24 protein-coding genes are annotated in these 23,555 nt (G+C 72.1%); 7 read left to right on the top strand and 17 right to left on the bottom strand.

Annotation, left to right across the window (positions count from 1 at the left end):
- Positions 1 to 6: 6 nt before the first annotated feature.
- From ACIQMU_RS00585 to ACIQMU_RS00595, 3 genes are all read right to left on the bottom strand, one after another.
- Positions 7 to 3,921 carry an AAA family ATPase gene (locus ACIQMU_RS00585; RefSeq protein ID WP_402687979.1) on the bottom strand — a complete coding sequence of 1,305 codons (3,915 nt, stop codon included), beginning with the start codon at positions 3,919 to 3,921 and terminating at the stop codon, positions 7 to 9.
- A 321-nt stretch (positions 3,922 to 4,242) separates the two neighbouring features.
- Complete coding sequence (locus ACIQMU_RS00590; protein ID WP_352238425.1) at positions 4,243 to 4,452, bottom strand: hypothetical protein; 210 nt, start codon at positions 4,450 to 4,452, stop codon at positions 4,243 to 4,245.
- A 436-nt stretch (positions 4,453 to 4,888) separates the two neighbouring features.
- Positions 4,889 to 5,170 (bottom strand): acylphosphatase, encoded by a 282-nt coding sequence (locus ACIQMU_RS00595; protein WP_352238424.1) that lies wholly within the window; start codon positions 5,168 to 5,170, stop codon positions 4,889 to 4,891.
- 219 nt (positions 5,171 to 5,389) lie between these two features.
- Here ACIQMU_RS00595 and ACIQMU_RS00600 point away from each other — a divergent pair, with 219 nt between their 5' ends.
- Both ACIQMU_RS00600 and ACIQMU_RS00605 read left to right on the top strand, forming a co-directional pair.
- On the top strand, positions 5,390 to 6,337 hold the full coding sequence (locus tag ACIQMU_RS00600) for a CAP domain-containing protein (RefSeq protein WP_402687980.1): 948 nt from the start codon (positions 5,390 to 5,392) through the stop codon (positions 6,335 to 6,337).
- A 74-nt stretch (positions 6,338 to 6,411) separates the two neighbouring features.
- On the top strand, positions 6,412 to 6,798 hold the full coding sequence (locus ACIQMU_RS00605) for a winged helix-turn-helix transcriptional regulator (RefSeq protein ID WP_402687981.1): 387 nt from the start codon (positions 6,412 to 6,414) through the stop codon (positions 6,796 to 6,798).
- On the opposite strand, the gene mutM is transcribed toward ACIQMU_RS00605, so the two are convergent.
- The 9 genes from mutM to ACIQMU_RS00650 all read right to left on the bottom strand — a co-directional run bounded on the left by mutM (position 6,771) and on the right by ACIQMU_RS00650 (position 16,065).
- A complete protein-coding gene (gene mutM / locus ACIQMU_RS00610) occupies positions 6,771 to 7,631 on the bottom strand; it encodes a bifunctional DNA-formamidopyrimidine glycosylase/DNA-(apurinic or apyrimidinic site) lyase (RefSeq protein WP_352238421.1) in 861 nt (286 codons plus the stop codon). The genes ACIQMU_RS00605 and mutM overlap by 28 nt on opposite strands.
- A 141-nt stretch (positions 7,632 to 7,772) precedes the next feature.
- Positions 7,773 to 8,597 carry a ribonuclease III gene (gene rnc / locus ACIQMU_RS00615; protein WP_352238420.1) on the bottom strand — a complete coding sequence of 275 codons (825 nt, stop codon included), beginning with the start codon at positions 8,595 to 8,597 and terminating at the stop codon, positions 7,773 to 7,775.
- A 19-nt stretch (positions 8,598 to 8,616) separates the two neighbouring features.
- Positions 8,617 to 8,790 (bottom strand): 50S ribosomal protein L32, encoded by a 174-nt coding sequence (gene rpmF, locus ACIQMU_RS00620; protein ID WP_003965982.1) that lies wholly within the window; start codon positions 8,788 to 8,790, stop codon positions 8,617 to 8,619.
- A 2-nt stretch (positions 8,791 to 8,792) separates the two neighbouring features.
- Positions 8,793 to 9,407: a DUF177 domain-containing protein gene (locus ACIQMU_RS00625; RefSeq protein WP_352238419.1), complete on the bottom strand. Its 615-nt coding sequence runs from the start codon at positions 9,405 to 9,407 to the stop codon at positions 8,793 to 8,795.
- 217 nt (positions 9,408 to 9,624) lie between these two features.
- Entirely contained in the window at positions 9,625 to 10,737 is a 1,113-nt protein-coding gene (locus ACIQMU_RS00630) for an ATP synthase F0 subunit B (protein ID WP_402687982.1), read from the bottom strand.
- A 99-nt stretch (positions 10,738 to 10,836) separates the two neighbouring features.
- Positions 10,837 to 11,316, bottom strand: a complete 480-nt coding sequence (gene coaD / locus ACIQMU_RS00635; protein WP_352238570.1) for a pantetheine-phosphate adenylyltransferase — start codon at positions 11,314 to 11,316, stop codon at positions 10,837 to 10,839.
- 26 nt (positions 11,317 to 11,342) lie between these two features.
- A complete protein-coding gene (gene rsmD / locus ACIQMU_RS00640; RefSeq protein ID WP_402687983.1) occupies positions 11,343 to 11,927 on the bottom strand; it encodes a 16S rRNA (guanine(966)-N(2))-methyltransferase RsmD in 585 nt (194 codons plus the stop codon).
- A gap of 139 nt (positions 11,928 to 12,066) precedes the next feature.
- Complete coding sequence (gene recG / locus ACIQMU_RS00645; protein ID WP_352238416.1) at positions 12,067 to 14,286, bottom strand: ATP-dependent DNA helicase RecG; 2,220 nt, start codon at positions 14,284 to 14,286, stop codon at positions 12,067 to 12,069.
- A gap of 57 nt (positions 14,287 to 14,343) precedes the next feature.
- A complete protein-coding gene (locus ACIQMU_RS00650) occupies positions 14,344 to 16,065 on the bottom strand; it encodes a DAK2 domain-containing protein (RefSeq protein WP_352238415.1) in 1,722 nt (573 codons plus the stop codon).
- 260 nt (positions 16,066 to 16,325) lie between these two features.
- On the opposite strand from ACIQMU_RS00650, the gene rpmB reads away from it, so the two are divergent.
- On the top strand, positions 16,326 to 16,511 hold the full coding sequence (rpmB, locus tag ACIQMU_RS00655; protein WP_026171429.1) for a 50S ribosomal protein L28: 186 nt from the start codon (positions 16,326 to 16,328) through the stop codon (positions 16,509 to 16,511).
- Between the two features lie 111 nt (positions 16,512 to 16,622).
- On the opposite strand, the gene thiD is transcribed toward rpmB, so the two are convergent.
- Together thiD and ACIQMU_RS00665 are read right to left on the bottom strand one after the other, a co-directional pair.
- Positions 16,623 to 17,432, bottom strand: coding sequence for a bifunctional hydroxymethylpyrimidine kinase/phosphomethylpyrimidine kinase (gene thiD, locus ACIQMU_RS00660; protein ID WP_352238414.1), 810 nt, complete (start codon positions 17,430 to 17,432; stop codon positions 16,623 to 16,625).
- Between the two features lie 36 nt (positions 17,433 to 17,468).
- Positions 17,469 to 18,449, bottom strand: a complete 981-nt coding sequence (locus ACIQMU_RS00665) for a thiamine-phosphate kinase (protein WP_352238413.1) — start codon at positions 18,447 to 18,449, stop codon at positions 17,469 to 17,471.
- 219 nt (positions 18,450 to 18,668) lie between these two features.
- Between ACIQMU_RS00665 and ACIQMU_RS00670 the strand changes: the two genes are divergently transcribed.
- A complete protein-coding gene (locus ACIQMU_RS00670; protein WP_352238412.1) occupies positions 18,669 to 18,902 on the top strand; it encodes an Lrp/AsnC ligand binding domain-containing protein in 234 nt (77 codons plus the stop codon).
- A gap of 20 nt (positions 18,903 to 18,922) precedes the next feature.
- The gene (locus ACIQMU_RS00675) at positions 18,923 to 19,411 is read left to right on the top strand and encodes a DUF3515 domain-containing protein (protein ID WP_352238411.1); all 489 of its coding nucleotides are present in this window, start codon (positions 18,923 to 18,925) and stop codon (positions 19,409 to 19,411) included.
- Between the two features lie 16 nt (positions 19,412 to 19,427).
- Here the strand turns inward: ACIQMU_RS00675 and ACIQMU_RS00680 are convergent, their stop codons facing one another.
- Genes ACIQMU_RS00680 through ACIQMU_RS00690 form a run of 3 tightly spaced genes read right to left on the bottom strand, consistent with a single transcriptional unit; the run spans position 19,428 to position 22,397 of the window.
- A complete protein-coding gene (locus ACIQMU_RS00680; RefSeq protein WP_352238410.1) occupies positions 19,428 to 20,603 on the bottom strand; it encodes a D-alanine--D-alanine ligase family protein in 1,176 nt (391 codons plus the stop codon).
- A gap of 34 nt (positions 20,604 to 20,637) precedes the next feature.
- The gene (locus ACIQMU_RS00685; protein ID WP_352238409.1) at positions 20,638 to 21,648 is read right to left on the bottom strand and encodes an NAD(P)H-dependent glycerol-3-phosphate dehydrogenase; all 1,011 of its coding nucleotides are present in this window, start codon (positions 21,646 to 21,648) and stop codon (positions 20,638 to 20,640) included.
- Entirely contained in the window at positions 21,645 to 22,397 is a 753-nt protein-coding gene (locus ACIQMU_RS00690; protein ID WP_352238408.1) for a lysophospholipid acyltransferase family protein, read from the bottom strand. Before ACIQMU_RS00690 ends, ACIQMU_RS00685 begins: the two co-directional genes overlap by 4 nt.
- 147 nt (positions 22,398 to 22,544) lie before the next feature.
- Between ACIQMU_RS00690 and cofC the strand changes: the two genes are divergently transcribed.
- On the top strand, positions 22,545 to 23,231 hold the full coding sequence (gene cofC, locus ACIQMU_RS00695; RefSeq protein ID WP_352238569.1) for a 2-phospho-L-lactate guanylyltransferase: 687 nt from the start codon (positions 22,545 to 22,547) through the stop codon (positions 23,229 to 23,231).
- A gap of 10 nt (positions 23,232 to 23,241) precedes the next feature.
- Positions 23,242 to 23,445, top strand: coding sequence for a hypothetical protein (locus ACIQMU_RS00700; RefSeq protein WP_402687984.1), 204 nt, complete (start codon positions 23,242 to 23,244; stop codon positions 23,443 to 23,445).
- Positions 23,446 to 23,555 lie beyond the last annotated feature (110 nt).

Here is a 23,555-nt window from a genome sequence, read left to right on the forward strand (position 1 = left end):
GAAGAGTCAGCGCAGCCGCTGGCTGATGACCTTCGAGACCCCGTCGCCCTGCATCGACACGCCGTACAACGCGTCGGCGACCTCCATCGTCCGCTTCTGGTGCGTGATCACGATGAGCTGGGAACTCTCCTGGAGCTCCTCCATGATCCGGATCAGCCGTTGCAGATTGGTGTCGTCGAGCGCGGCCTCGACCTCGTCCATCACGTAGAACGGACTGGGCCGGGCCTTGAAGATCGACACCAGCAGGGCGACCGCCGTCAGCGACCGCTCGCCCCCCGACAGCAGGGAGAGCCGCTTCACCTTCTTGCCCGGCGGGCGGGCCTCGACGTCCACCCCGGTGGCGAGCATGTCGTCCGGGTCGGTCAGGACGAGCCGTCCCTCTCCGCCGGGGAAGAGCCGCGAGAAGACGCCCTCGAACTCACGGGCGGTGTCCCGGTACGCCTCTGTGAAGACCTGCTCGACCCGCTCGTCCACTTCCTTGATCACCTGGAGCAGATCGGCCCGGGTCTTCTTCAGGTCTTCAAGCTGCTCGGACAGGAACTTGTGCCGTTCCTCCAGTGCGGAGAACTCCTCCAGGGCGAGCGGATTCACCTTCCCGAGTTGCTGGTACGCCCGTTCGGCCGACCGCAGCCGCTTCTCCTGCTCGGCCCGCAGATACGGCTTCGGCCGGTTGCGCGGATGCTCCGGGTCCTCTGGCAGTTCCTCGCCCTCCGCTGCGGGCGACGGCGGAACCAGCTGGTCCGGACCGTACTCCGCGGTCAGACCGGCGGGCTCCACGCCCAGCTCCTCCAGGGCCTTCGTCTCCAGCGCCTCGATCCGCAGCCGCTTCTCGGCGCCCAGCACCTCGCCCCGGTGGACCGAGTCGGTGAGCTTGTCCAGCTCGTCCTTGAGCCCACGGCCCCGGTCGCGCTCGACGGCCAGCTCCCGCTCCCGCTCGCCCTTCGCCGCCTCGGCCGACGTCCGCTCCTGGTCGGCCCGTACGAGGGACACCTCGACGTGCGCCAGCAGCTGACGGGCCCCCGAGGCGACGGCCGAGGCGACCTCGGCCTCGTGGCGCAACCGGGCCCGACGCTGTTCCGCACGGGTGCGCGCCTCCCGTTCCACGCGGGCCGCCCGGTCCAGCGCATCCGCGCGCCCGGCCAGCGCCTTGACCCGCTCCTCGTGCGTACGGGCCTGGAGCCGGGCCTCCATCTCCGTCTGGCGGGCGTTGGCGCCGTCGGCGGCGAGCCGGTCCCGCCGGGAGGTGTCGGGCTCCTCCTCGGCCGGGGCCTCCTCGGCGACCAGCAGCCGTTCGGCCAGCTCCTCGGCCTCCTCCGTCGCCCGCTCCAGGGCCTCCTGTGCGCGCGCGGCGGACGCCGCCATGCGCTCGGCCTCGCCGGCGGCCCCCCGGGCCTGCCCGGCGAGCCGCCCGAGCTGCTGGGCGACGCCGGACTTCTCCCGCTCGGCCGCTCGTCGGCGCTCCCCCAGCTCCTCGACCAGCGCGGCCTGCTCCGTGCGCCGCTCCCCCGCGCGACGCTGCGCCTCGGCCAGCTCCTCGCACCGCACGGCCAGGGCGGCCAGCTCGGCGGCCGCCTCGTCGACGGAGGCCCGAACCTCCAGGAGGCTGGGCGCCCCGGCCGACCCGCCGTACGCGAAGTGGGCGGAGAGCACGTCGCCCTCAGCGGTCACCGCGGTCAGCCCGGGGTGCGCGGCGACCACTTCCTCGGCGTCCTCCAGCGTCCCGACGACCACCATGTCCCGGACGAGGCGGTGGACGGCGCCGACCAGGGCGGCGGGCCCCCGCACCAGGGCGGCGACGGCGGGCGCGGCGAGGGCGGTGGGCGGATCGGCGCGGCCCGCCGGGACCGTGGTCGTGTCGGCGTGGCCGCCGGCCGGGAGCCCGGCCGTGTCCGCGCGGCCCGCCGGGACCGTGGTCGTATCGGCGTGGCCGCCGGCCGGGAGCCCGGCCGTGTCCGCGCGGCCCGCCGGAAGTGCGGCGGCGTCCGGGGCGGCGTGCCGCGCGGCGGGCGCGGGTGCCGTGCCTTCGGGAGCGCCGTCCTGTCCGGGCAGCGCGGCAGACGTGGGGCGGGGGGCCTCCTCCCCGGCGTCCACCCGCTCACCGGTCTGCTCCGGTACGCGAGGGGGCGGGGCCGCGGCGGCGGACCCGAAGCCCACGGAGTCCGTGCCCGCGGGTGCGGTGCCCGCGCCGTCCGTGCCCGCGGGGTCCGCGCCCAGCAGCATCGCCGCGCGCCCCGCGTCCCGTTCGCGCAGCAGTCGGATCGCGTCGGTGGCCGTGGCCGGGTCCGCGACGGCCACGGCGTCCGCCGCCGTGCCGAGGGCGGCGGCCACCGCGACCTCGTACCCGGGCTCGACGGTCAGCAGTTCGGCGGCCGGGCCGAGGAGCCCGGCCAGCCGGTCCCGGGCCCCGAGCAGTGCCTCCGTACCGTCCTTGCGGCGCAGCCCCAGGGCCAGCGCCTCGTGCCGGGCCGCGACCGCCGCCCGCCGGCGCTCGGCGGCGGTCGCCTCGTCGCGCGCCGTGCTGTGGGCGGCCCGGGCCTCGGCGAGGGCCCGCTCGGCCTCCTCATGGCGGACGGCCAGCTCCTCGTCGTCCGCGTCCAGCCCCTCGACCTCGGCCTTGAGCTGCTCGTACTCCTCCTGGGCGCGCAGCGCCCGCTCCTGCGCCTCGTCGCGCGATGCGGCCAGCCGGTCGATCTCGGCCTGCGCCGAACCGGTCCGGCTGCGAGCCGCGTTGACCTGGCCGTTCAGCCGGGCGAGCCCTTCGCGCCGGTCCGCGATGGCGCGGGCCGCGTCCTTGAGCCGGCGCTCCTCGGCGGCCAGCTCGCGTTCCAGGTCGGCGCGGTGGGCGACGGTGTCCTCCAGCGCGTGTTCGGCCGCCTCCAGCGCGGCCGTCAACTCCGCCTCCTGCTCACGGATCCGGGCGGCCTCGCGCTCCAGGTCCTCGGGGTCGCGGCCCCGGCGCTCCTCCGGGGGCGCCTCGGAGGAGCTGCGGACCCGGGCGTCGGCCAGCGAGATCGTGCCCCGGACCCGCTCGGCCAGCTGCGACAGCTCGTACCAGGTCTGCTGGGCGCGCTGGAGCCGGGGCGCGAGCCGGCGCACCTCACCCTCCAGCTCGGCCTCCCGGGCGAGGGCCGCCCTCAGCTCCCCCTCGGCCGCGTCCTTGCGTTTCTTCAGCTCCGCCTCGTCGGCGATCTCGTCGCGCAGCGCGTGCCGCAGGGTCACCAGATCGTCCGCGAGGAGCCTGAGCCGGGCGTCGCGCAGGTCGGCCTGGATGACGGCTGCCCGGCGGGCGACGGCGGCCTGCCGGCCGAGCGGCTTGAGCTGGCGGCGCAGTTCGTCGGTGAGGTCCTGGACCCGGGCCAGGTTGGCGCCCATCGCGTCCAGCTTCCGCAGCGCCCTCTCCTTGCGCTTGCGGTGCTTGAGCACGCCCGCGGCCTCCTCGATGAAGGCCCGGCGGCCCATCGGGTCGGCGTGCAGTACGGAGTCCAACTGTCCCTGCCCGACGATGACGTGCATCTCGCGGCCGATGCCGGAGTCGGAAAGGAGTTCCTGGATGTCGAGCAGTCGGCAGGTGTCGCCATTGATCTGGTATTCACTGCCGCCATTGCGGAACATGATCCGAGTGATCTTCACTTCGGCGTACTCGATGGGCAGGGCGCCGTCGGAATTGTCGATGGTCAGCGACACTTCGGCGCGGCCGAGCGGGGGCCGGCCGGTCGTCCCGGCGAAGATCACGTCTTCCATCTTGCCGCCGCGCAGGGTTTTGGCGCCCTGTTCCCCCATGACCCAGGAGAGCGCGTCCACCACATTGGACTTGCCGGACCCATTGGGGCCGACGACACAGGTGATACCCGGTTCGAACCGCAGGGTGGTGGCGGACGCGAACGATTTGAAACCACGCAGGGTCAGGGCCTTGAGGTGCACGCCGCCGGACTCTACCTTTCACTCTCGGTTTCGCTGATGAAGGTGCAGGGCACATCAGACGGTAAGCGAAGGCCGGTACGTCCGGGGGCGGGGTGCGGACAAAGAAAAAGGGACGCCGAAGCGTCCCTGTGAATCTCGCCGGCGTCTTGGTGAAACCGGCTGCACGCCTGCGCGGCGCATCGCGAACCGCCCGGACAGCGACATCCCCGGTTCTGCGGGGACCCGGTGTTCGGGGGCGGCGATCCGTGACGCAGGACGGATCAGAGGTGTTCCGAGGCTACTGAGCGTGCCCTTGCCCGACCGGCCCGAAGGCCAACGTGGTCAGGTCAGCGCAGGCTCGCCCTGGGGTACGTCGATGTCGATGCTGTCGAGCAGCGACTCTTGCTGGGCGGCGGCGTTGAGCGCGTCGTTCTCGTCCTGGATCCGGGTGAGCTCGGATTCCAGGTCCTGGACGCGCTGCTGGAGCCGTCGCATCTCGGCGAGGAGTCGCGGGTCGGAACCGCCGACGTAACCGAGAAGCGCCTTTGCCATGATGGATGGTCCTCCACAATGAGTGACCGACCGATGCGGTGTGGGTCGTCAGGGGATCGCACCCGCGATGCTCGGCAGGGCTCTGTCACCACTGCGGTTCTGCTGCTAATCAGCTCTACCGAACAGCTAAGGTGCGCGGGGTTTTCAGCGTCTCACCAAAAAGTTTGACGGTCAACACGATCACGCCCCGTGTGCCCGGGTGTCCCGGGGGCGCGCGGCCGGACGATCATGCGGCGCGACTCTCCTGCGGGACCCCGAGGGGCGTGCGGATCTTCGTCTGTGCCGCAGCCTTGCACGACATCCCGGATCTGGCAACCATCGGCCGCAGTCGGTCCCGCCGCAGGTCATTTCGGGTGCGCGGCCGGCTCGGCGCCCCGGTGACCGTCCGGGCGACGGCGTTCACCGAACGGCTCCGCGTGGGCCGCACGGGACGGGATCAGCGGATGGCGAATCCGTCGTACCCACCGCGCGGGGTGTCCCAGATCTCTGTCACTCCGTCCACGCGCCCGGGTGTGTCGTCGGACCGCAGCCAGTCCAGGAGACGGTGGCAATTCTCACGCGGCCCCTCGGCCACGATCTGCACCCTGCCGTCGTCGAGATTGAGGGCGAAGCCGATGAGACCGCCGATCTCCAAAGCATTCGCCCTGGTGAACCAGCGGAAGCCTACTTGCTGTACTCGGCCGCGTACCCAGATGACGAGGCGCGCTTCTTCGTTCATGCCCGAACGCTAACTGGCCCATTGCTCGCGAAGCACGTCGCCCCCATTCCCCCATGGGCTACAGTCCCGTCGCAACAGCCTCACTCGATCGGGTGAGTATCGGACGGATGTCGACGGAAAGTCGATCACTTGGCATTCGCTCCGCGTGCCACCGAATTCGATCAACGGGGCGGTCAAGTGACGTCGAACGGCGTCCGGAGCATCAGGAAGGCACAGCGCATGGGACGCCACCGACGATCCGCCGCAGGCCCCGTCGCTGAGGAATCCGCGGCCGGGGCCGCTTCCGGGCGCCGGGGCGCGCGCCGGAAGAAGTCCGCCGTGCCGATCCGCACCGGACTTCTCGGCGTCTCGGCGGCCGTGGCCGTCGGGGCGGTCGCCGTCGCCTCGGGTCTGATCCCCGGCGGCGACACCTACACCTCCGGCGGCACCACCGCCTCCGACGAGGTACGGGCGGGCGGCGCTCCGGACCTGCTGACGCAGGGCGGCAGCTCCACCGCGCCGGCCGACCGGTCCTCCTCCCCGACCAGCCGGGGTTCCGAGCGCCCGGCGCCGACCGGCAAGGCCCCGTCGAAGACACCGTCCAAGACGCCGTCGGCCTCGCCCTCGAAGACGCCGTCGAAGTCGGCCGGCCCCTCCGCGTCGAAGAAGCCGACCGCTACCCCGTCCGAGAAGTCGAAGGCGCCCGCCTCGGCCCCGGAGAAGAGCACGGCCCCGGCGAGCAGGGCCCCGGCGCCCCCGAAGACCTCCGCCGCTCCGCCGCCCAGCGAGAAGCCGAGCCCGTCGCCCACCGACGCCTCCGCCCGCACCGAGGTGCTGGCTCTGGTGAACGAGGAGCGCGCGAAGGCCGGCTGCTCCCCGCTGAGCACCAGCGCCCCGCTGGCCTCCCTTGCCCAGAGCTTCGGCGAGGACATGGCAGCCCGCGGCTTCTTCGACCACACCGACCCGGACGGCGACACCCCCTGGGACCGGGCCGCGCAGGCCGGCGTGCAGGGCCTCGGCGCGGAGAACATCGCCCGGGGCCAGGCGGACGCCCGGGCCGTGATGACGGCGTGGATGAACAGCGAGGGCCACCGCGCCAACATTCTCAACTGCGACTACAAGACCGTCGGCATCGGCATCCACGAGGGCCCCGGGGGCCCCTGGTGGGTCCAGAACTTCGGCTTCTGAGCCGCCCGGCCCCTCCGCGCACTCCCGCACAGCGCCCCCTCCGGGGGAGCGCTGTGCGGGAGTAAGCTCGGCCTATGGCCAGCGATACGGACCGCCTCGCGTTCGACGTCTTCTCCCGGGAGTGCCCCTCGCGCTCGACGCTGGAGCACGTCACCGGGCGGTGGGGCGGCCTGACGCTCGGCGCCCTGTACGAGGAGACTCTCCGGTTCAACGAGCTGCGCCGCCGGGTCGACGGCGTCAGCGAGAAGATGCTCTCCCAGACCCTGCACGCCCTGGAGCGTGACGGCCTCGTCCGGCGGGAGGCGCAGCCGGTCAACCCGCCGCGGGTGGACTACGAGCTCACCCCGTTCGGCCGCGAGGTCGCGCAGAAGCTCCTCGGGCTGATCCGGTGCGTCGAGGAGCGGATGGACGACGTGCTGTCCGTCCGTGCGCGTTATGACGAGGCGCGCGGCGGCCGCTGACAGCGCGGGCAGTAGTAGCTGGAGCGGTTCATCCAGGCGCGGCGGCGCATCGGGGTGCCGCACCGGTGGCAGGGCTCGCCCTCCCGGCCGTAGGCGTCGAGCGACCGGTCGAAGTAGCCGGACTCGCCGTTCACGTTGACGTACAGGCTGTCGAAGCTGGTGCCGCCCTGGGCGAGCGCCGCGTTCATGACGTCACGGGCGTGGCCGAGCAGCTCGGCGGACCTGGTGCGGGTCAGGGTCGCGGTCGGGCGGTCGTAGTGCAGCCTGGCGCGCCAGAGCGCCTCGTCCGCGTAGATGTTGCCGACGCCACTGATCAGCGACTGGTCGAGCAGGGCGCGCTTGACCGTCGTACGGCGCAGGCGCAGCGCGGTGTGGAACGCGGTGTCGTCGAAGAGCGGGTCGAGGGGGTCGCGGGCGATGTGCGCGATGGTGTCGGGCAGTCCGTCGGGGGTGGTGTCGTGCAGCGAGAGCCCGCCGAAGGTGCGCTGGTCGACGAAGCGCAGTTCGGTGCCGAGCGCGTCGTCGAACCGCAGCCGGACCCGCAGGTGCTTCTCGTCGGGCGCGTCCGCCGGCCGCACCAGCAGCTGTCCGCTCATGCCCAGGTGGCCGAGCAGCGAGACGGACGCCTCCTCGATCGGCACCCAGAGGTACTTGCCGCGGCGCATCGCCGTACCGAAGCGGGCTCCGCGCAGCCGGGCGGCGAAGTCGGTGCCGCCCGCCAGGTGCCGGCGGACCGAGCGCGGGTGCAGGACCTCGACCTCGGTGACGGTGCGGCCGCTGACCCAGCGCTCCAGTCCCCGGCGTACGACTTCGACCTCGGGCAGCTCGGGCACGATGCACTACTCCAGACACGACGACGGTAGTACGGGAGCACGGGAGGGGCCCCCGGAGGGTGCCCGGAAGCCGTGCGCGCCGGCTTCCGGGACAGGGAAAACCCCCCGGTGCGCGTGGCACCGAGGGGTTTCCGTTCCGCTTCAGGCCGGAGCGGCGTCCGTGTGCGGCAACGGGTCGGCAGGGGTGTCGGCGGCCCCTCCGTCGGCCGCGGACTTCTCCGCGGCCTGCCGTGCCTCCGCGGCGGCGCTGATCTCGCGCCAGGCGGACTCCGCCGCCTGCTGCTCCGCTTCCTTCTTGCTACGGCCGGTGCCGGTGCCGTACGAGACACCACCGACGCGAGCGGCAGCAGTGAAGGTCTTCTCGTGGTCCGGACCGGTCTCCGTGACGAGGTACTCGGGGACTCCGAGGCTCTCGCTCGCGGTGAGCTCCTGGAGGCTGGTCTTCCAGTCCAGGCCGGCACCGAGGTTCGAGGACCTGTCGATCAGCGGGTCGAAGAGCCGGTGGACCAGCTCCGAGGCCGCGCCGAGGCCCTGGTCGAGATAGACGGCGCCGATCACCGCTTCCAGTGTGTCGGCGAGGATGGAAGCCTTGTCCCGGCCACCCGTGCCCTCTTCACCGCGGCCGAGCCGGATGAAGGAGCCGAGTTCGAGGCCGCGGCCCACTTCCGCAAGTGCACGCGAGTTGACCACCGCGGCCCGCAACTTGGCCAGCTGGCCTTCGGGCAGGTCGGGGTGGGTGCGGTACAGCGTGTCCGTGACCACCAGGCCGAGCACCGAATCCCCGAGGAATTCGAGCCGCTCGTTGGTGGGCAGACCGCCGTTCTCGTATGCGTACGAACGGTGGGTCAGCGCACGCACCAGAAGGGCGGACTCGAGGTGATACCCGAGCCGCCCTTCCAGAAGCGTGTGGGACGAGGCTGTGTTGACGTTGTCTGCCTGCTTCTTGGCGCTGGACAACTCAGACATCGGGCCTCTCACCAGCCGCTCAGACCTCGAGGACCTGGCGCTTGTTGTAGGTGCCGCAGCTCGGGCACGCAATGTGCTGGAGCTTGGGCTCCTGGCAACGCTCGCACGAAACCAGGGTGGGGACCGCAGCCTTCCACTGCGACCGGCGGTGGCGCGTGTTGCTGCGCGACATCTTCCGCTTCGGAACAGCCACGGCTACTTCTCCTGCTTCTCGTCGACGCCCGGTTCGGCGCCGCCCATGTTGTCCTTCTCGCCGTCCTGAACGGTCTCGGCGAGTCCTTGCAGTGCCGCCCAACGCATGTCGAGGGCATCGTGGTGGTGGCCCGGATTCTCGTCCAGCCTGATTCCGCATTCGGAACACAGACCGGCGCAGGTCTCCTTGCACACCGGCTGCATGGGCAGTGCGAGCACTACCGCGTCACGCAGCATGGTCTCGAGGTCGAACAAGCCGTCCTCGAGGAAGAACCTGTCCTCGTCGTCCTCAACGTCGTCGGCCGGTTCCGCCGCACTGCTGCGGCCCCGGTCATCGGCGTCAGGGTACGAGAACATTTCCTGGAAATCCGCCTCGACCTCTACGGTCAGCGGCTCCAGACACCTTACGCACTCCCCCTCGGCGGTTGCACGGGCGGTGCCTGTGACAAGCACCCCTTCCATGACCGATTCGAGACGGAGGTCCAGCTCCACGGGCGCGCCTTCCGGCACGCCGATGACGCCGTCGATGCCCAGGATCGGTGAACCGGGTGCGTCCACCGTGCGGGTCAGCCGCTTCATGGCACCGGGACGCCGACCCAGCTCGCGCGTATCGAACACGAGAGGGTTGCGGTGGTCGAGGTGGCCGTTCAGGGCGTTTCCTGCTTTCGAATCATGGGTGTCGTACTGCGAAGGGAGGGCCGTCTACGGTCCGGGGACGAACCGTCTCCGTTCCGTGGACGAAACGGGCAGCCGAGACCGCGGACCTATGTGCGACCGAGGATTCAGGATACTGGACGGACCGCCCAGCACCCAATCGGGGCGGCCCCGCCCCGGCTCAGCGGCCCTGTTCGTACCGGCGCAGCTGATCCAGGTCGATCATGCCGGTGTCGAAGAAGCTGGTCTCGTCCAGCGCGCCGCCGTCCTGCCGGTCGGGCGCCTGGGCCTGCTGCCGGCCCTGCTCCTGCTGCTGCCAGCCGTAGTCCGGCTGAGCCCCCGGCTGCTGGGGCGGGTAGCCGTTCGGGTCGTAGCCGCCCTGCTGCTGGTAGCCCGCGTACGGGTCGGTCTGCTGCGGGTAGCCGTACCCGTCCTGGGCCGCCTGCTGGAGCGGCTGCTCCTGGTAGCCGTACGCCGCCTGCGCGTAGCTCGGCTCGCTCTGCGGCGGCGCCGGGTACGAGGGCGGCTGCGGCTGCTGGGGGGCCTGCTGCGGTTCAGGGGGGAATTCGGCGAGGCCGGCCAGATAGTCGGCGTCGCTGGTGTGCCCCTGGCCGCCCGCGGCGTCCTGGGCGGCCATGTGCGCGCCGAGGTCGTCGCTGGCGACCCGGCCGTGCAGCTTCTGGCGGCCCCGCCCGACCGCCTCCAGCGTCCCCGCGAGAACGGCCTCGAAGGCGCCGAACTTGGCGTCGACGTAGGCGTCGGCCCGCTGCCGCAGGGTCTCCGGGTCGGCGCTGCGCTCGGGGGCCTCGGTGAAGTCGGGGTCCTGGTAGCCCTGCTCGTCCAGGCCCTGGCCGCGGCCGAGGAGCTTCTCGCGGCCCCGGTCCACGGAGCCGATGGTCTTGGTGAGGACGACCTCGAAGTTGGCGAGCTTGCTGTCGACGTAGTCGTCGGCCTCCGCGCGGACCTCTTCGGCCTCGCGGCGGGCCTCGGACAGGATCCGGTCGGACTCGCTCTGCGACTGGCGGGCGATCTCGGTCTCGGCGATCAGCGACGCACGCTGGGCGTGGGCGGACTCGATGATCCGCTCGGCCTCCCGCCGGGCCTGCTCCGCGAGCTGTTCATGGCCGCCGATCAGCTCCTGCGCCTGCGCGAGGGAGCCGGGCAGGGCCTGGCGCACCTCTTCGAGCATGGCGAGCAGCTCGGCGCGGTTGACCACGCACGAGGCCGACATGGGCATGGATCGGGCGCTCCCGACCGCTTCGACGATCTCGTCGAGCTTCTTCTGCACGTCCACCGTGTGCTCGCCACTCTCTGCTGCTCTGTTGGAGACGGACGGGACGACTGTAAGGCCAGTCGGCCGCCGCCCGACACCTGGTGACGGCCCGTCAGCGGCTCAGCGTTCGCCGAGGCGCTCCACGAGCGCCCCGTGGACGGCGGGCGGCAGAAGGTGGGAGACGTCGCCGCCCCAGGTCGCCACTTCCTTGACCAGCGAGGACGACAGGAAGCTGTACGTCGGATTGGTCGGCACGAAGAGCGTCTCGACACCGGAGAGCCCGTTGTTCATCTGGGCCATCTGCAGCTCGTAGTCGAAGTCGCTGACGGCCCGCAGGCCCTTCACGATCGCCGGGATCTCCCGCTGCTTGCAGAAGTCGACCAGCAGGCCGTGGAAGGACTCCACCTCGACGTTGCCGAAGTCGGCGGTGACCTCGCGGATCAGCTCGATCCGCTCGTCGACGGTGAACAGTCCCTTCTTGGACTGGTTGATCATCACCGCGACGTGCACGACGTCGTACAGCTTCGAGGCTCGGCCGATGATGTCGAGATGTCCGTTGGTGATGGGGTCGAACGACCCCGGGCAGACGGCGCGGCGCACTGTGATTCCCTCGCTCTCCGGTGCGGTCATCGTGCGTCTTCGCACGTAGCGGCGGCGCGACCGTACCAAAGCGTTCCCTCGCCGTAGCGACGGGAGCGCAGTGGCTCGAATCCGGCGGGCCAGCCGAATTCTCCGCCCCGGGTGCTGCGTTCCACCGTGACGAGCGCATCGCCGGTGAGCCACCCCTGCGCACGGAGTGTGAGCAGGATCTCGCGAAGATCGTCGTCGGTGACGGCGTACGGCGGGTCCAGGAAGACGACACCGTACGGGTCGGCGGGTGCCGGGCCTGCCACGATCTGCTCCGCTTTGCCGGTGCGGACCTCGGCGCCGGGGAGACCGAGGGTGCGGACGTTGTCGCGGACGGTGCGGACCGCCTTCGGGTCGGCTTCGACGAGCAGGGCGTGGACCGCGCCCCGGGAGAGCGCTTCGAGGCCGACCGCGCCGGATCCGGCGTACAGATCGGCGACCCTGGCCCCCTCCAGGGTGCCGAGCAGCGCCTCCCAGGTGGAGAAGAGGCCCTCGCGCGCTCGGTCGGAGGTGGGGCGGGTGCCGGTGCCGGGCGGGACGGCCAGGCGGCGTCCGCCGGCCGAGCCGGCGATCACGCGGGTCATGGGTGTGAGGTCCTCGCGGGTCGTGGACGTACGGCGCACCGGGCCGTCGGCGGTCGGCCCGCGCGCCGTGCGCGTGCCGTGCGTCCACGATATGGCGTGCGGCCCGCGGCGGCCCGGCCGGCAGGAGGCCCCGGTGTCCTCATCCCTTGTCGAGATACTCCTCGCGGTCCTTGTCCAGGAGCGCGGCCAGCACCGTGCGCAGCTCCGGCAGGTGCTCCAGCTCGGGATCCGCGGCGACGACGGCGACGGCCTCCTCGCGGGCGGCGGCGATCACCTCCTCGTCGTCGATGACCGTGAGCATCCGCAGCGAGGAGCGCACTCCGGACTGCGCCTGGCCCAGCACATCGCCCTCGCGGCGCTGTTCGAGGTCGATGCGGGAGAGCTCGAAACCGTCCAGGGTGGCGGCGACGGCCGAGAGCCGGGCGCGGGCGGGGCTCGCCTCGTGGGCCTCGCTGACCAGCAGGCAGAGCCCCGGGGCGGAGCCCCGGCCGACCCGGCCGCGCAGCTGGTGGAGCTGGGAGACGCCGAAGCGGTCGGCGTCCATGATCACCATGGCGGTGGCGTTGGGGACGTTGACGCCGACCTCGATGACGGTGGTGGCGACCAGGACGTCCACCTCCCCGGCGGCGAACCGGCGCATGACGTCGTCCTTCTCGTCCGGGTGCATCCGCCCGTGCAGCACCTCGACGCCGAGTCCGGCCAGCGCGCCCCCGCGCAGTTCGTCGGCGATCTCCAGGACGGCGAGCGGCGGACGCTTCTCGGGGTCCTCGTCGGCGGCCTGCTTCCTGGCCTTCGCCTTCCCGCCCTTCCCCTCCGGCTCCTCGGCGTCGTCGCCGATGCGGGGGCAGACCACGTACGCCTGGTGGCCGTTCCCGACCTCCTCGCGGACCCGTTCCCAGGCGCGGCCGAGGAAGTGGGGTTTGTCCTTGGCGGGGACGACATGGCTGGCGATCGGGGAGCGGCCGGCCGGGAGCTGGTCCAGGACGGAGGTCTCCAGGTCGCCGAAGACCGTCATCGCGACCGTACGGGGAATGGGGGTCGCGGTCATGACGAGGAGGTGGGGCGGCTGCTTCCCCTTCGAACGGAGCGCGTCGCGCTGTTCCACGCCGAAGCGGTGCTGCTCGTCCACGACGACCAGGCCCAGGTCGTGGAACCGCACCTTGTCCTCGATCAGCGCGTGGGTGCCGATGACGATCCCGGCCTCGCCGGTGACCAGGTCGAGCAGGGCCTGGCGGCGGGCGGCCATGCCCATGGAGCCGGTGAGCAGGACGACTTTCGTGCCCCGGTCGGACCCTCCGAGCATGCCGCCCTCCGCCAGCTCGCCCATCATCTCGGTGATCGAGCGGTGGTGCTGCTGGGCGAGGACCTCGGTGGGGGCGAGCATCGCGGCCTGGCCGCCCGCGTCGACCACGGTGAGCATGGCGCGCAGGGCCACCATCGTCTTCCCGCTGCCCACCTCTCCCTGGAGGAGGCGGTGCATGGGGTGTTCGGTGGCCAGGTCGTCGAAGATCTCCTTGCTGACCTTCTCCTGGCCCTCGGTGAGGGTGAAGGGCAGCTTGGCGTCGAAGGCGTCCAGCAGGCCGTCCGCGACGGGGCGGCGGGCGACGGCGGGGAGCTGGGTGTCGGCGTACCGCCGGCGGGCCAGGGCGACCTGGAGGACGAACGCCTCGTCCCACTTGAGCCGGTTCCTGGCGTCCTCGACGTCCGCCTTCGTCTGCGGGCGGTGCACCTTCAGCAGGGCCTCGGGCAGCGGTGTGAAGCCCCGGCCCTCGCGCAGGGAGGCGGGCAGCGGGTCCACCGCGTCCTGGGCGCCGGGCAGGACGGCGTCGACGGCCTTGGCGATCCGCCAGGAGTCGAGCTGCTTGCAGGCGGGGTAGATCGGCAGCAGCCGTCCGGCGAAGGCGTCCACGGCCTCGGTGGCCTCGTCGGCGTCGGAGGCGTCGAGCAGTTGGTACGTGGGGTGGGCGAGCTGCATCTTGCGGTTGAAGACGGATACCTTGCCCGCGAACATCGCCTGCCGGCCGGGGAGCAGCTCCTTGTGCGGCTTGTGGACGCCGTGGCCGAAGAAAACCAGCTGGAGGCGGCCGCTGCCGTCGGTCAGGGTGACTTCCAGCCGTTTGCCGCGGCCGTTGTTGAACATCAGGATCCGGGCGTCGGCGACCTGGGCGAGCACCGTGACGTGCTCGTCCAGCGGGAGGTCGGCCAGCGCGGTCAGTTTGCCGCGCTCCTCGTACCGCCGCGGGTAGTGGTGCAGCAGATCACCGACCGTGTGCAGGTCGAGGTGTTCGGCCATCACCTTCGCGGTGGCTCCGCCGAGCAGCTTCTTGAGAGGTTCATCGAACGAGGACACGCCCTCCATTGCACACCACGGCACTGACAGCTGTCCGCCGGGCGCGACCGTGCCGCGGGTTCCCGGCTACTCGACGCCGATCAGCAGGGGGGCGCGCTGGTGCCCGCCGCGGTAGACCACGGTATCCACGGCGAGGTGCCCCTCGCGTACGTGCTCCTCCAGCGTGGCGGCCAGTGAGTCGGGGACGTCCTCGCCGAGGACGAGGGTGACCAGTTCGCCGCCGGCGGCCAGCATCCGGTCGAGCACGGTGCGCGCGGTGGCCGGGACGTCGGCGCCGATCACGGCCACGTCGCCGTCGATCAGGCCGAGGATGTCCCCGGCCTGGCAGATCCCGGCCATGGTCCACGACTGGCGCTCGGCGACGGCGAGTTCGGCGTAGCGGGTGGCGCCGGCGGCGGCGGTCATGGCGACCACGTCCTCGTCGAAGCCCCGGTCGGGCTCGTGGACGGCGAGGGCGGCGATGCCCTGTACGGCGGCCCGGGTGGGGACGAGGGCGACCCGGACGCCCTCGGTCCTGGCCTGTTCGGCCGCGGCGGCGGCGGTGTGGCGCAGGGCGGCGTCGTTGGGCAGCAGCACCACCTCACGGGCGTGGGCGCGGCGGATGGCGTCGACCAGTTCGCCGCTGGCGGGCGGTTCGCCGGGGCGGGCGATCACGGTGGTGGCGCCGGCCTCGGTGCAGAGTCCGGCCAGCCCGTCGCCGGGGACCACGACGACGACGGCGCGCTGCGCGGGCTCGGCCTGGACGCGCAGGTCGTGGCCGCTCTCGGTGGCGAAGTGGGTGATACGGATCCGGTACGGCCGTCCGGCCTCGACGCCCGCCTCCACGGCGGCCCCGGCGTCGTCCACGTGGACGTGGACGTGCCAGAGCCCGTCGCCGCCCACCACGACCAGGGAGTCGCCGAGCGCGTCGAGCCGGGTGCGCAGCCGGGCCACCTGCTCGTCCCCGGCCTCCAGGAGGTAGATCACCTCGAACGCGGGCCCGGCGCCGCCGTCCTCGGGACAGTCGAGCGGCCCCTCCTCCGGCGGAACCCCGCCCGCCCCGCCCACGGGGGCGCTGTCCGCCGGGGCTCCGCCCACCGGCAGGCCCACGACGGAACCGCCGTCCACGGGCACGGGCGTCCGCCCGGGGCCGGTGCGGGGCCCCCGGGCCGGAGCCTGCCCGGTCACGGTCTCCACCAGCGCGCCCAGGACCGCCACCAGTCCCCGGCCCCCGGCGTCGACCACACCGGCGCGGCCGAGGACGGCGAGCTGCTCGGGCGTCCTCGCCAGGGCCGCGCGCGCGCCGTCGTACGCGGCGTGCACGGCGGCGCGCAGGTCCGGGCCCTCGCCCGCGGCGGACTCGGCGGCCGCCGCGGCGACGGTGAGCACCGTTCCCTCGACGGGGTGGGCGACGGCCCGCCGGGCGGCGTCGGCGGCCCGGGTGAGGGCGAGGCGCAGGTGGGCCGCGTCGCCGCCGTCGGCCAGCACCCCGGCCATGCCGCGCAGCAGCTGGGCCAGGATCGTGCCGGAGTTCCCCCGGGCTCCGATCAGGGCGCCGTGCGCCATGGCCCGTACGACGTCGGCGGTGGCGGGCGCGGTGGTGCCGGTCTCGTGCGCGGCGAATACGGCCTCGACGGCCGCCGCGGCGGACTCGACGGTCAGATAGAGGTTGGTACCGGTGTCACCGTCGGCGATGGGATAGACGTTGATCGCGTCGATCTCCGCGCGCTCCCGGCCCAGGGCCTCCAGGGCCAGTGAGCACCATGTGCGCACCGCGACGGCGTCCAGGTCGTCGGGGAGCTGCGGCACCGATGGTCCTCCTCGATCGGCCGTGCGGGCGGACTGCACCGCAGGTTAGCCCGCCCGCGGGGGTCCCGGTCCGGACAGGGGGCGGGCGGGCGGGCGGGGGCGCCGACCCGTGGTAGTTTCGTATCTCCGGAGCAGGCGTTGTATGCTGCTCCGGTTGCCCGGCGAGAGTCGGGCCATTCCTCCGGTACCGCCACTTCAGTCAAATGAATCCGGCGCGCCGGAATTCACTGTAAGTGCATCTGAAGTCTTTGGAGTGACCCGTGGCTGCCAACTGCGACGTTTGCGGCAAGGGGCCGAGCTTCGGCAACAACATTTCGCACTCGCACCGCCGTACGTCCCGTCGCTGGAATCCCAACATCCAGCGCGTGCGTGCAGTGGTCGGTCGGACGCCGAAGCGGCTCAACGTCTGCACCTCGTGCATCAAGGCCGGCAAGGTCGCGCGCTGACGTCCCCGTCGTAGCGCAGCCTTCCGGTTGCCCAAAAAGCCGGTCCATCTCGGTGGACCGGCTTTTTGCTGTGCTCATGGCGGCTCCCCGCGCCGCCGCGCTCCGGGCTGATCAGCCGGCCGGGCAGGTCTGCCAGCCGTGGTCGACCGGGCCGATGCCGCCGCCGAGCGGGAAGCCGGCCTCGATCGCGCCGGTGACGTACGTCTTCGCGTCCCGGACCGCCGTGGGCACGTCCTTCCCGAGCGCGAGCCCGGAGGCGATGGCCGAGGCCAGGGTGCAGCCGGTGCCGTGGGTGTGGCGGTTGTCGTGCCGGGGGGCGCGCAGCCAGTGTTCCGCGCTCCCGTCGGTGAGCAGGTCCACCGCCTCCCCGGGCAGGTGGCCGCCCTTGATGACGACCCAGCGCGGCCCGAAGGCGAGGATCTCCTCGGCGGCCCGGCGCATTACGCTCTCGTCGGTGACCCGGACGCCGGTGAGCTGGGCCACTTCGTCGAGGTTCGGGGTGGCGACCGTGGCGACGGGCAGCAGCTCGGTCCGTACGGAGTCGAGGGCCTCGGCCGCGAGCAGCGCGTCGCCGTGCTTGGAGACGCCGACCGGGTCGACGACGACGGGGGCGCCGGTACCGGCGAGAAGTCCGGCGACGGTCTCCACGAGGGCGGCCGAGGAGAGCATTCCGGTCTTGACGGCCTGGACGCCGATGTCGTCGACGACGCTGCGGTACTGGGCGCGTACGGCGTCCACCGGAAGCTCCCACGCGCCCTGGACGCCGAGGGAGTTCTGTGCGGTGACGGCGGTGAGCACGCTCATGCCGTGCACGCCGAGAGCGAGCATCGTCTTCAGGTCGGCCTGAATCCCCGCACCGCCGCCGGAGTCGGAGCCGGCGACGGTGAGCACACGGGGCGGTACAGCGGTACGTATGGGCATACGCAGCAATCTAGTCCGCCCGTGCGCGTCCCCCGCTCACGGGCGCGGCTGGGTGTCCTCGATGGAGCCGAAGTGGTCCCAGCCGCCCTTGCTGGTCCAGGGCGCTCCGTCGACGGTGACCTGGGGCAGGGCGGAGGGGTTGAGGACCTCGCCGATCACCTTCCAGCGGGCGGGCAGTTTCACGTCCGCCGGGAAGGTCGCCACGATCGCGTGGTCCTCTCCCCCGGTCAGCACCCACTGGAGCGGGTCGACGCCGACGGCCTGGCCGATGTCGGACATCTGCGAGGGGATGTCGATGAGACCGGAGCGCAGGTCGATGCGGACCTTGCTGGACTCCGCGATGTGCCCGAGGTCCGCGACGAGGCCGTCGCTGACGTCGGTCATCGCGGTGGCGCCGAGCCCGGCGGCCGCGGGGCCCGCGTGGTACGGGGGTTCGGGGCGGCGGTGGGCCTCGACGAAGGCGCGGGGCGAGCGGAAACCGCGGGAGAGCACGGCGTACCCGGCGGCGGACCAGCCGAGCCAGCCGGTGACCGCGACCACGTCGCCGGGGCGGGCGCCGCCCCGGGTGACCGGCTCGTGGTTGCGCAGGTCGCCGAGGGCGGTGATCGCGACGGTGATCGTGTCGCCGCCCACCACATCGCCGCCCACCACGGCCGCGCCCGCGACCTGGCATTCGTCACGCAACCCGTCCATCAGCTCGGCGGCCCAGGTGACGGGGAGGTCGGCGGGGACGACGAGGCCGAGGAGCAGCGCGGTGGGCACGGCGCCCATCGCCGCGATGTCGGCGAGGTTCTGGGCGGCGGCCTTGCGGCCGACGTCGTACGCCGTCGACCAGTCGCGGCGGAAGTGCCGCCCTTCCAGCAGGATGTCCGTACTGGCCACCACGCGGCGGTCGGGGGCGGCCACGACGGCGGCGTCGTCGCCGGGCCCCAGCCGTACCGCCGGAGTGGTGGTGAGCCGGGACGTGAGCTCTCTGATGAGCCCGAACTCCCCCAACTCGCCCACGGTTCCCTTCACCGAGTCTCACCTCTCCTTTATCGCCCCGGACACCCGTCCGGGCCCCCGGTCGCGAGCCGTCTGTGCTGTCGGTACCGTCAAGAGATACGTCAACTTCTGTGCTCCGTACGCCACGCTGTGGACGTCATCCGGCCCGTAGGTCTCCCCGCGGCCCGCGGCAACGCGATAACGTGGCGTCCCTTTCCCCCACATGATCCTCGTGGCCGCCCTGGAGGTTCCGTGGTACAGGCGTACATCCTCATCCAGACCGAGGTGGGCAAGGCGTCGATCGTCGCCGAGACCATTTCCCAGATTCCGGGAGTCATCCAGGCAGAGGACGTCACCGGTCCGTACGACGTGATCGTGCGCGCCCAGGCAGAAACGGTCGACGAACTCGGCCGCATGGTGGTCGCCAAAGTGCAGCAGGTGGACGGCATCACACGAACCCTGACCTGCCCGGTCGTCCACCTCTGACCCCCGTCTAGGCTGGGCCGGTGACGTCATCCGCCCGCCGGTCCCCCCGCTCGATCTTCCTCGGTCCGTCCGCTGCCGTGCTCCTGCTGGCCGCGGCGGGCTGTTCCCTCAGCGACGCGCAGCCCTCGATCACGGTTCCCGCGCCGTCCTCGGAGGCCGCCGCGTACTGCGAGGCCCTGCACGAGGAACTGCCGAAGACCGTCCTCGATCTGGAACGCAGCGACCCCTCCCCGGATTCGGAGCTGACCGCCGGCTGGGGGGACGGGGCGATCGTACTGCGCTGCGGGGTGCCACGGCCCGCGAAGATGGACGACCCCCAGTCACAGGGCGTCGAGGCGGACGGTGTGCAGTGGCTGCTGGAGCAGCCCGAGGACTCCGGTCCGCGGTTCACCACCACGTACCGCAAGGCGTACGTCGAGGTCACGCTCGACTCGGCGTACGCCCACGACATCACGCCGCTGGCCTCGTTCGCCGGCCCCGTCTCGAAGACGGTCCCTAGCAAGTTCTGAGACCGGCCGCCGTCCGTCAGCGCAGTCCGGTGGAGCGGTTCAACGCGGCCTGGATGAGCCGGTCGACCAGCTCCGGGTAGTCGACGCCGCTCTCCTGCCACATGCGCGGGTACATGGAGATCGGGGTGAAGCCCGGCAGGGTGTTGATCTCGTTGATCACGAAGGAGCCGTCGTCGGTGAGGAAGAAGTCGGCGCGCACCAGGCCCTCGCAGGAGACGGCGTCGAAGGCGGCGACGGCGAGCCGCCGCACCTCGGCCGTCTGCTCCTCGGTGAGCGGAGCGGGCACCAGACCGGCGGCCGAGTCGATGTACTTGGCCTCGAAGTCGTAGAAGTCGTGCGCGGTGACCGGCGGGATCTCGGCGGGCACGCTGGCGCGCGGCCCGTCCTCGAACTCCAGCACCCCGCACTCGATCTCACGGCCGCGCAGCAGCGACTCGACGAGGAACTTCGGGTCGTGGCGGCGGGCTTCCTCGATCGCCTCGTCCAGTCCTTCGATGCCGTCGACCTTGGTGATGCCCATCGAGGAGCCGCCGCGGGCGGGCTTGATGAACAGCGGCCAGCCGTGCTCGCCGGCGAAGTCCACGATCCGCTCGCGGGCGGCGGCGGGGTCGTTGTCCCACTCCCGGGGGCGGACGACCTCGTAGGGTCCGACCGGCAGCCCGAAGGAGCGGAAGACGCGCTTCATGTACTCCTTGTCCTGGCCGACGGCGGAGGCGAGGACGCCCGCGCCGACGTAGGGCACACCGGAGAGTTCCAGGAGCCCCTGGAGGGTGCCGTCCTCCCCGTACGGGCCGTGCAGTACGGGGAAGACCACGTCGACCTCGCCCAGCGCCTTGGGCACCGCGCCCGGTTCGCTGTAGAGGACCTCGCGGCTGCCGGGGTCCACGGAGAGCACGACGCTGCCCTCGGCGGACTCGGCGAGCCCGTCCACGTCGGGGACCCGGCGGTCGGTGATGGCCATGCGTTCGGGCTCGTCCGCGGTGAGCGCCCAGCGGCCGTCCGTCGTGATGCCGATCGGCAGGACGTCGTACTTGGTCCGGTCGATGGCCTTCATGACGGCGCCGGCCGTGACGACCGAGATGCCGTGTTCGGAGCTGCGGCCGCCGAAGACGACAGCCACACGGGGCTTGCGGCGCTGCGGCTCAGGGCTCTCGGCGGGCTCAGGGCTCTGGGGGAGGTTCTCGCTGCTCATATCGCGATGAGCGTACCTGCTGGTAGGGGCGGCGTCAGCGCCGCTCGGCCTTGGCGCTCCGCGACATCAGCTCCTTGACGGCGACGACCGGGGACTTGCCCTCGTGGACGATGGAGACGACGGTTTCGGTGATGGGCATGTCGACCCCGTGCCTGCGGGCCAGGTCGAGGACCGATTCGCAGGACTTGACGCCCTCGGCGGTCTGCTTGGTGACGGCGATCGTCTCCTGGAGCGTCATGCCGCGGCCGAGGTTGGTGCCGAAGGTGTGGTTGCGCGAGAGCGGCGAGGAGCAGGTCGCCACCAGGTCGCCCAGGCCCGCGAGTCCGGAGAACGTCAACGGGTCCGCCCCCATGGCCAGACCCAGACGGGTGGTCTCGGCGAGGCCGCGGGTGATGAGGGAGCCCTTGGTGTTGTCGCCGAGGCCCATGCCGTCCGCGATGCCGACGGCGAGGCCGATGACGTTCTTCACGGCGCCGCCCAGCTCGCAGCCGACGACGTCAGTGTTGGTGTACGGCCGGAAGTACGAAGTGTGGCAGGCGGCCTGGAGGCGCTGGGCCACGGACTCGTCGGCGCAGGCGACGACGGCCGCGGCGGGGCGCCGCTCGGCGATCTCCTTGGCCAGGTTGGGCCCAGACACGACGGCGATGCGGTCGGCGGAGACCTTGGTGACGTCCGCGATCACCTCGCTCATCAGCTCGGCGGTGCCCAGCTCGACGCCTTTCATCAGGGAGACCAGGACGGTGTCCGGCTCCAGGTGCGGGGTCCAGTCGGCGAGGTTGGCGCGCAGCGTCTGGGAGGGCACGACGAGGAAGGCGAACTCCGCGCCGCGCAGGGCCTCGGCGGCGTCGGTGGTGGCGCGGACCGAGTCCGGGAGAGCGATGCCCGGGAGGTAGTCCGGGTTGGTGTGGGTGGTGTTGATGGTCTCGGCGACCTCGGCGCGGCGGCCCCAGAGGGTGACCTCGCAGCCCGCGTCGGCGAGGATCACGGCGAAGGCCGTACCCCATGAGCCGGTTCCGAAGACGGCCGCTTTTACGGGGTGCGTCACGTGGGTCCCTTTCCCTGGGCCCTGCGCCGTTGTTCAGCACGGGCTTTGCGGTGATCGTAGAGTTCGGCGGGCGCCTTCTCCCCGCGCAGGTCCTCCAGCTCGCGCGTGATGGCCGCCATGATGACCCCGGTCGCCTCGCGCAGCACCTCGGGAGTCGGCTCCAGGCCGTGGAAGCGGCTGAGGTCGACGGGCGGCCCGGCCTGCACCTGGAGCGTCTTGCGGGGGAACAGCCGGAACTTGTTCTGCTTGGCGTAGGGCGGCATCGCCAGGTTGGCGCCCCACTGGGCGACGGGGATGACGGGCGCCTCGGTCATCAGGGCGACCCGGGCCGCCCCGGTCTTGCCGGCCATCGGCCACATGTCGGGGTCCCGGGTGAGGGTGCCTTCGGGGTAGAAGGCGACGCACTCGCCGCGCTCGATGGCGTCGACGGCGGCCCGGAAGGCGTCCAGGGCGTTGGTCGTCTCGCGGTAGACGGGGATCTGGCCGGTGCCGCGCAGCATCATCCCGATGAACGGGGTGCGGAAGAGGCCGGCCTTCGCCAGGAGCCGGGGCACCCGCCCGGTGTTGTACTGGAAGTGGCCGTAGGAGAGCGGGTCCAGATAGGAGTTGTGATTGACGGCGGTGATGAATCCGCCGTGAGCCGGAATGTGTTCCATCCCCCGCCAGTCGCGCTTGAACAGAACCACCAGTGGCGGCTTGGCGATGACCGCCGCCATGCGGTACCAAAAGCCGATTCTGCGGCGGGACACTCGGACACCTTCCTCAAGGACTTCGACCTGCTGCCTGGCTACTGGCGGTCAAGTCTCGCCCCAGGCCCCTGCTCTGTCGAGAACACCGTACGCCTCACGTTCGGTAGCGGTCCTCCCGGTTGTCGTACCGGCAGGCGAGAATATGCCCTGACGCGTACGGAGGGGGAGATCGCCACGAACACCGATCCGGCCGGGCCCTGGTCCCTGGTCGTTCCGCTGAAGCCGCTCGCACGGGCCAAGAGCCGCCTGGGGCGGGCGGCGGGCGAAGACGCGCGGCCCCGGCTGGCCCTGGCGTTCGCCCAGGACACGGTGGCCGCGGCGCTCGCCTGTTCCCGCGTGCGGGATGTGGTGGTCGTCACGGACGACGCCGTGGCCGGGGCGGCCCTTTCGGCGCTGGGCGCGCGGATCGTGCCGGACGCTCCGGGGGCCGGGCTCAACGCGGCGCTCGCGCACGGCGCACGCTCCGTACGGGCTCTGCGCCCCGCCGCCGCGGTGGCCGCGCTCAACGCGGATCTTCCCGCACTGCGCGCCGGCGAATTGACGCGGGTGCTCGATTTCGCTTCGGCTTTTCCCAGCGCATTTCTCCGGGACGCGGCGGGAATCGGAACCACATTTCTGGCCGCCACGAGCGGTGCGGAATTCCGTCCGGCTTTCGGTGGCCCGTCCGGGTCACGGCACCTGGCGTCGGGGGCGGTGGAAATAGCGCTCTTCGGTGTCGACTCGGTGCGCCGGGACGTGGATACGGGCGAGGATCTGCGGATCGCCCTGTCCCTGGGAGTGGGGCCGTACACGGCGCGGATCGCTGCCGCGCCCGCCCCCGCGCGTGACCGATAGGCTGCCGCCCATGCAGGCGACCTCGTACACGTACGACCCCGAGACCCGCAGCGGCAGCGTGCTGCTGAACGACGGCACCCCGGTGGACTTCGACGCCGCGGCCTTCGACGCGGGCGGCCTGCTGCTGCTGCGTCCGGGGCAACGGGTGCGGATCGAGGGCGAGGGTGAGGGAGCGGCGCTGCGGATCACGCTGGTGACCCTGCAGACGTTCTGACCCCGCCGCCGGCGTTCCTGTCCGGCTCCGCTGGGCCGAACGGGGCCCGGACAGCCCGCGGGCCGGGCTCCCCCGGAGGGGAGCCCGGCCCGGCGCGTGGTGAGGAGCGA

This window comes from Streptomyces sp. NPDC091649 (assembly GCF_044756785.1).
Classification (GTDB): domain Bacteria; phylum Actinomycetota; class Actinomycetes; order Streptomycetales; family Streptomycetaceae; genus Streptomyces.

Bases quoted from the DNA above. Each gene is read 5' to 3' on its own strand.
- ACIQMU_RS00590 (WP_352238425.1), bottom strand. From the start codon at position 4,452: ATGGCAAAGGCGCTTCTCGGTTACGTCGGCGGTTCCGACCCGCGACTC.
- ACIQMU_RS00595 (WP_352238424.1), bottom strand. From the start codon at position 5,170: ATGAACGAAGAAGCGCGCCTCGTCATCTGGGTACGCGGCCGAGTACAG.
- ACIQMU_RS00600 (WP_402687980.1), top strand. From the start codon at position 5,390: ATGGGACGCCACCGACGATCCGCCGCAGGCCCCGTCGCTGAGGAATCC.
- ACIQMU_RS00605 (WP_402687981.1), top strand. From the start codon at position 6,412: ATGGCCAGCGATACGGACCGCCTCGCGTTCGACGTCTTCTCCCGGGAG.
- rnc (WP_352238420.1), bottom strand. From the start codon at position 8,597: ATGTCTGAGTTGTCCAGCGCCAAGAAGCAGGCAGACAACGTCAACACA.
- rsmD (WP_402687983.1), bottom strand. From the start codon at position 11,927: ATGACCCGCGTGATCGCCGGCTCGGCCGGCGGACGCCGCCTGGCCGTC.
- recG (WP_352238416.1), bottom strand. From the start codon at position 14,286: ATGGAGGGCGTGTCCTCGTTCGATGAACCTCTCAAGAAGCTGCTCGGC.
- thiD (WP_352238414.1), bottom strand. From the start codon at position 17,432: ATGCCCATACGTACCGCTGTACCGCCCCGTGTGCTCACCGTCGCCGGC.
- ACIQMU_RS00680 (WP_352238410.1), bottom strand. From the start codon at position 20,603: ATGAGCAGCGAGAACCTCCCCCAGAGCCCTGAGCCCGCCGAGAGCCCT.
- ACIQMU_RS00700 (WP_402687984.1), top strand. From the start codon at position 23,242: ATGCAGGCGACCTCGTACACGTACGACCCCGAGACCCGCAGCGGCAGC.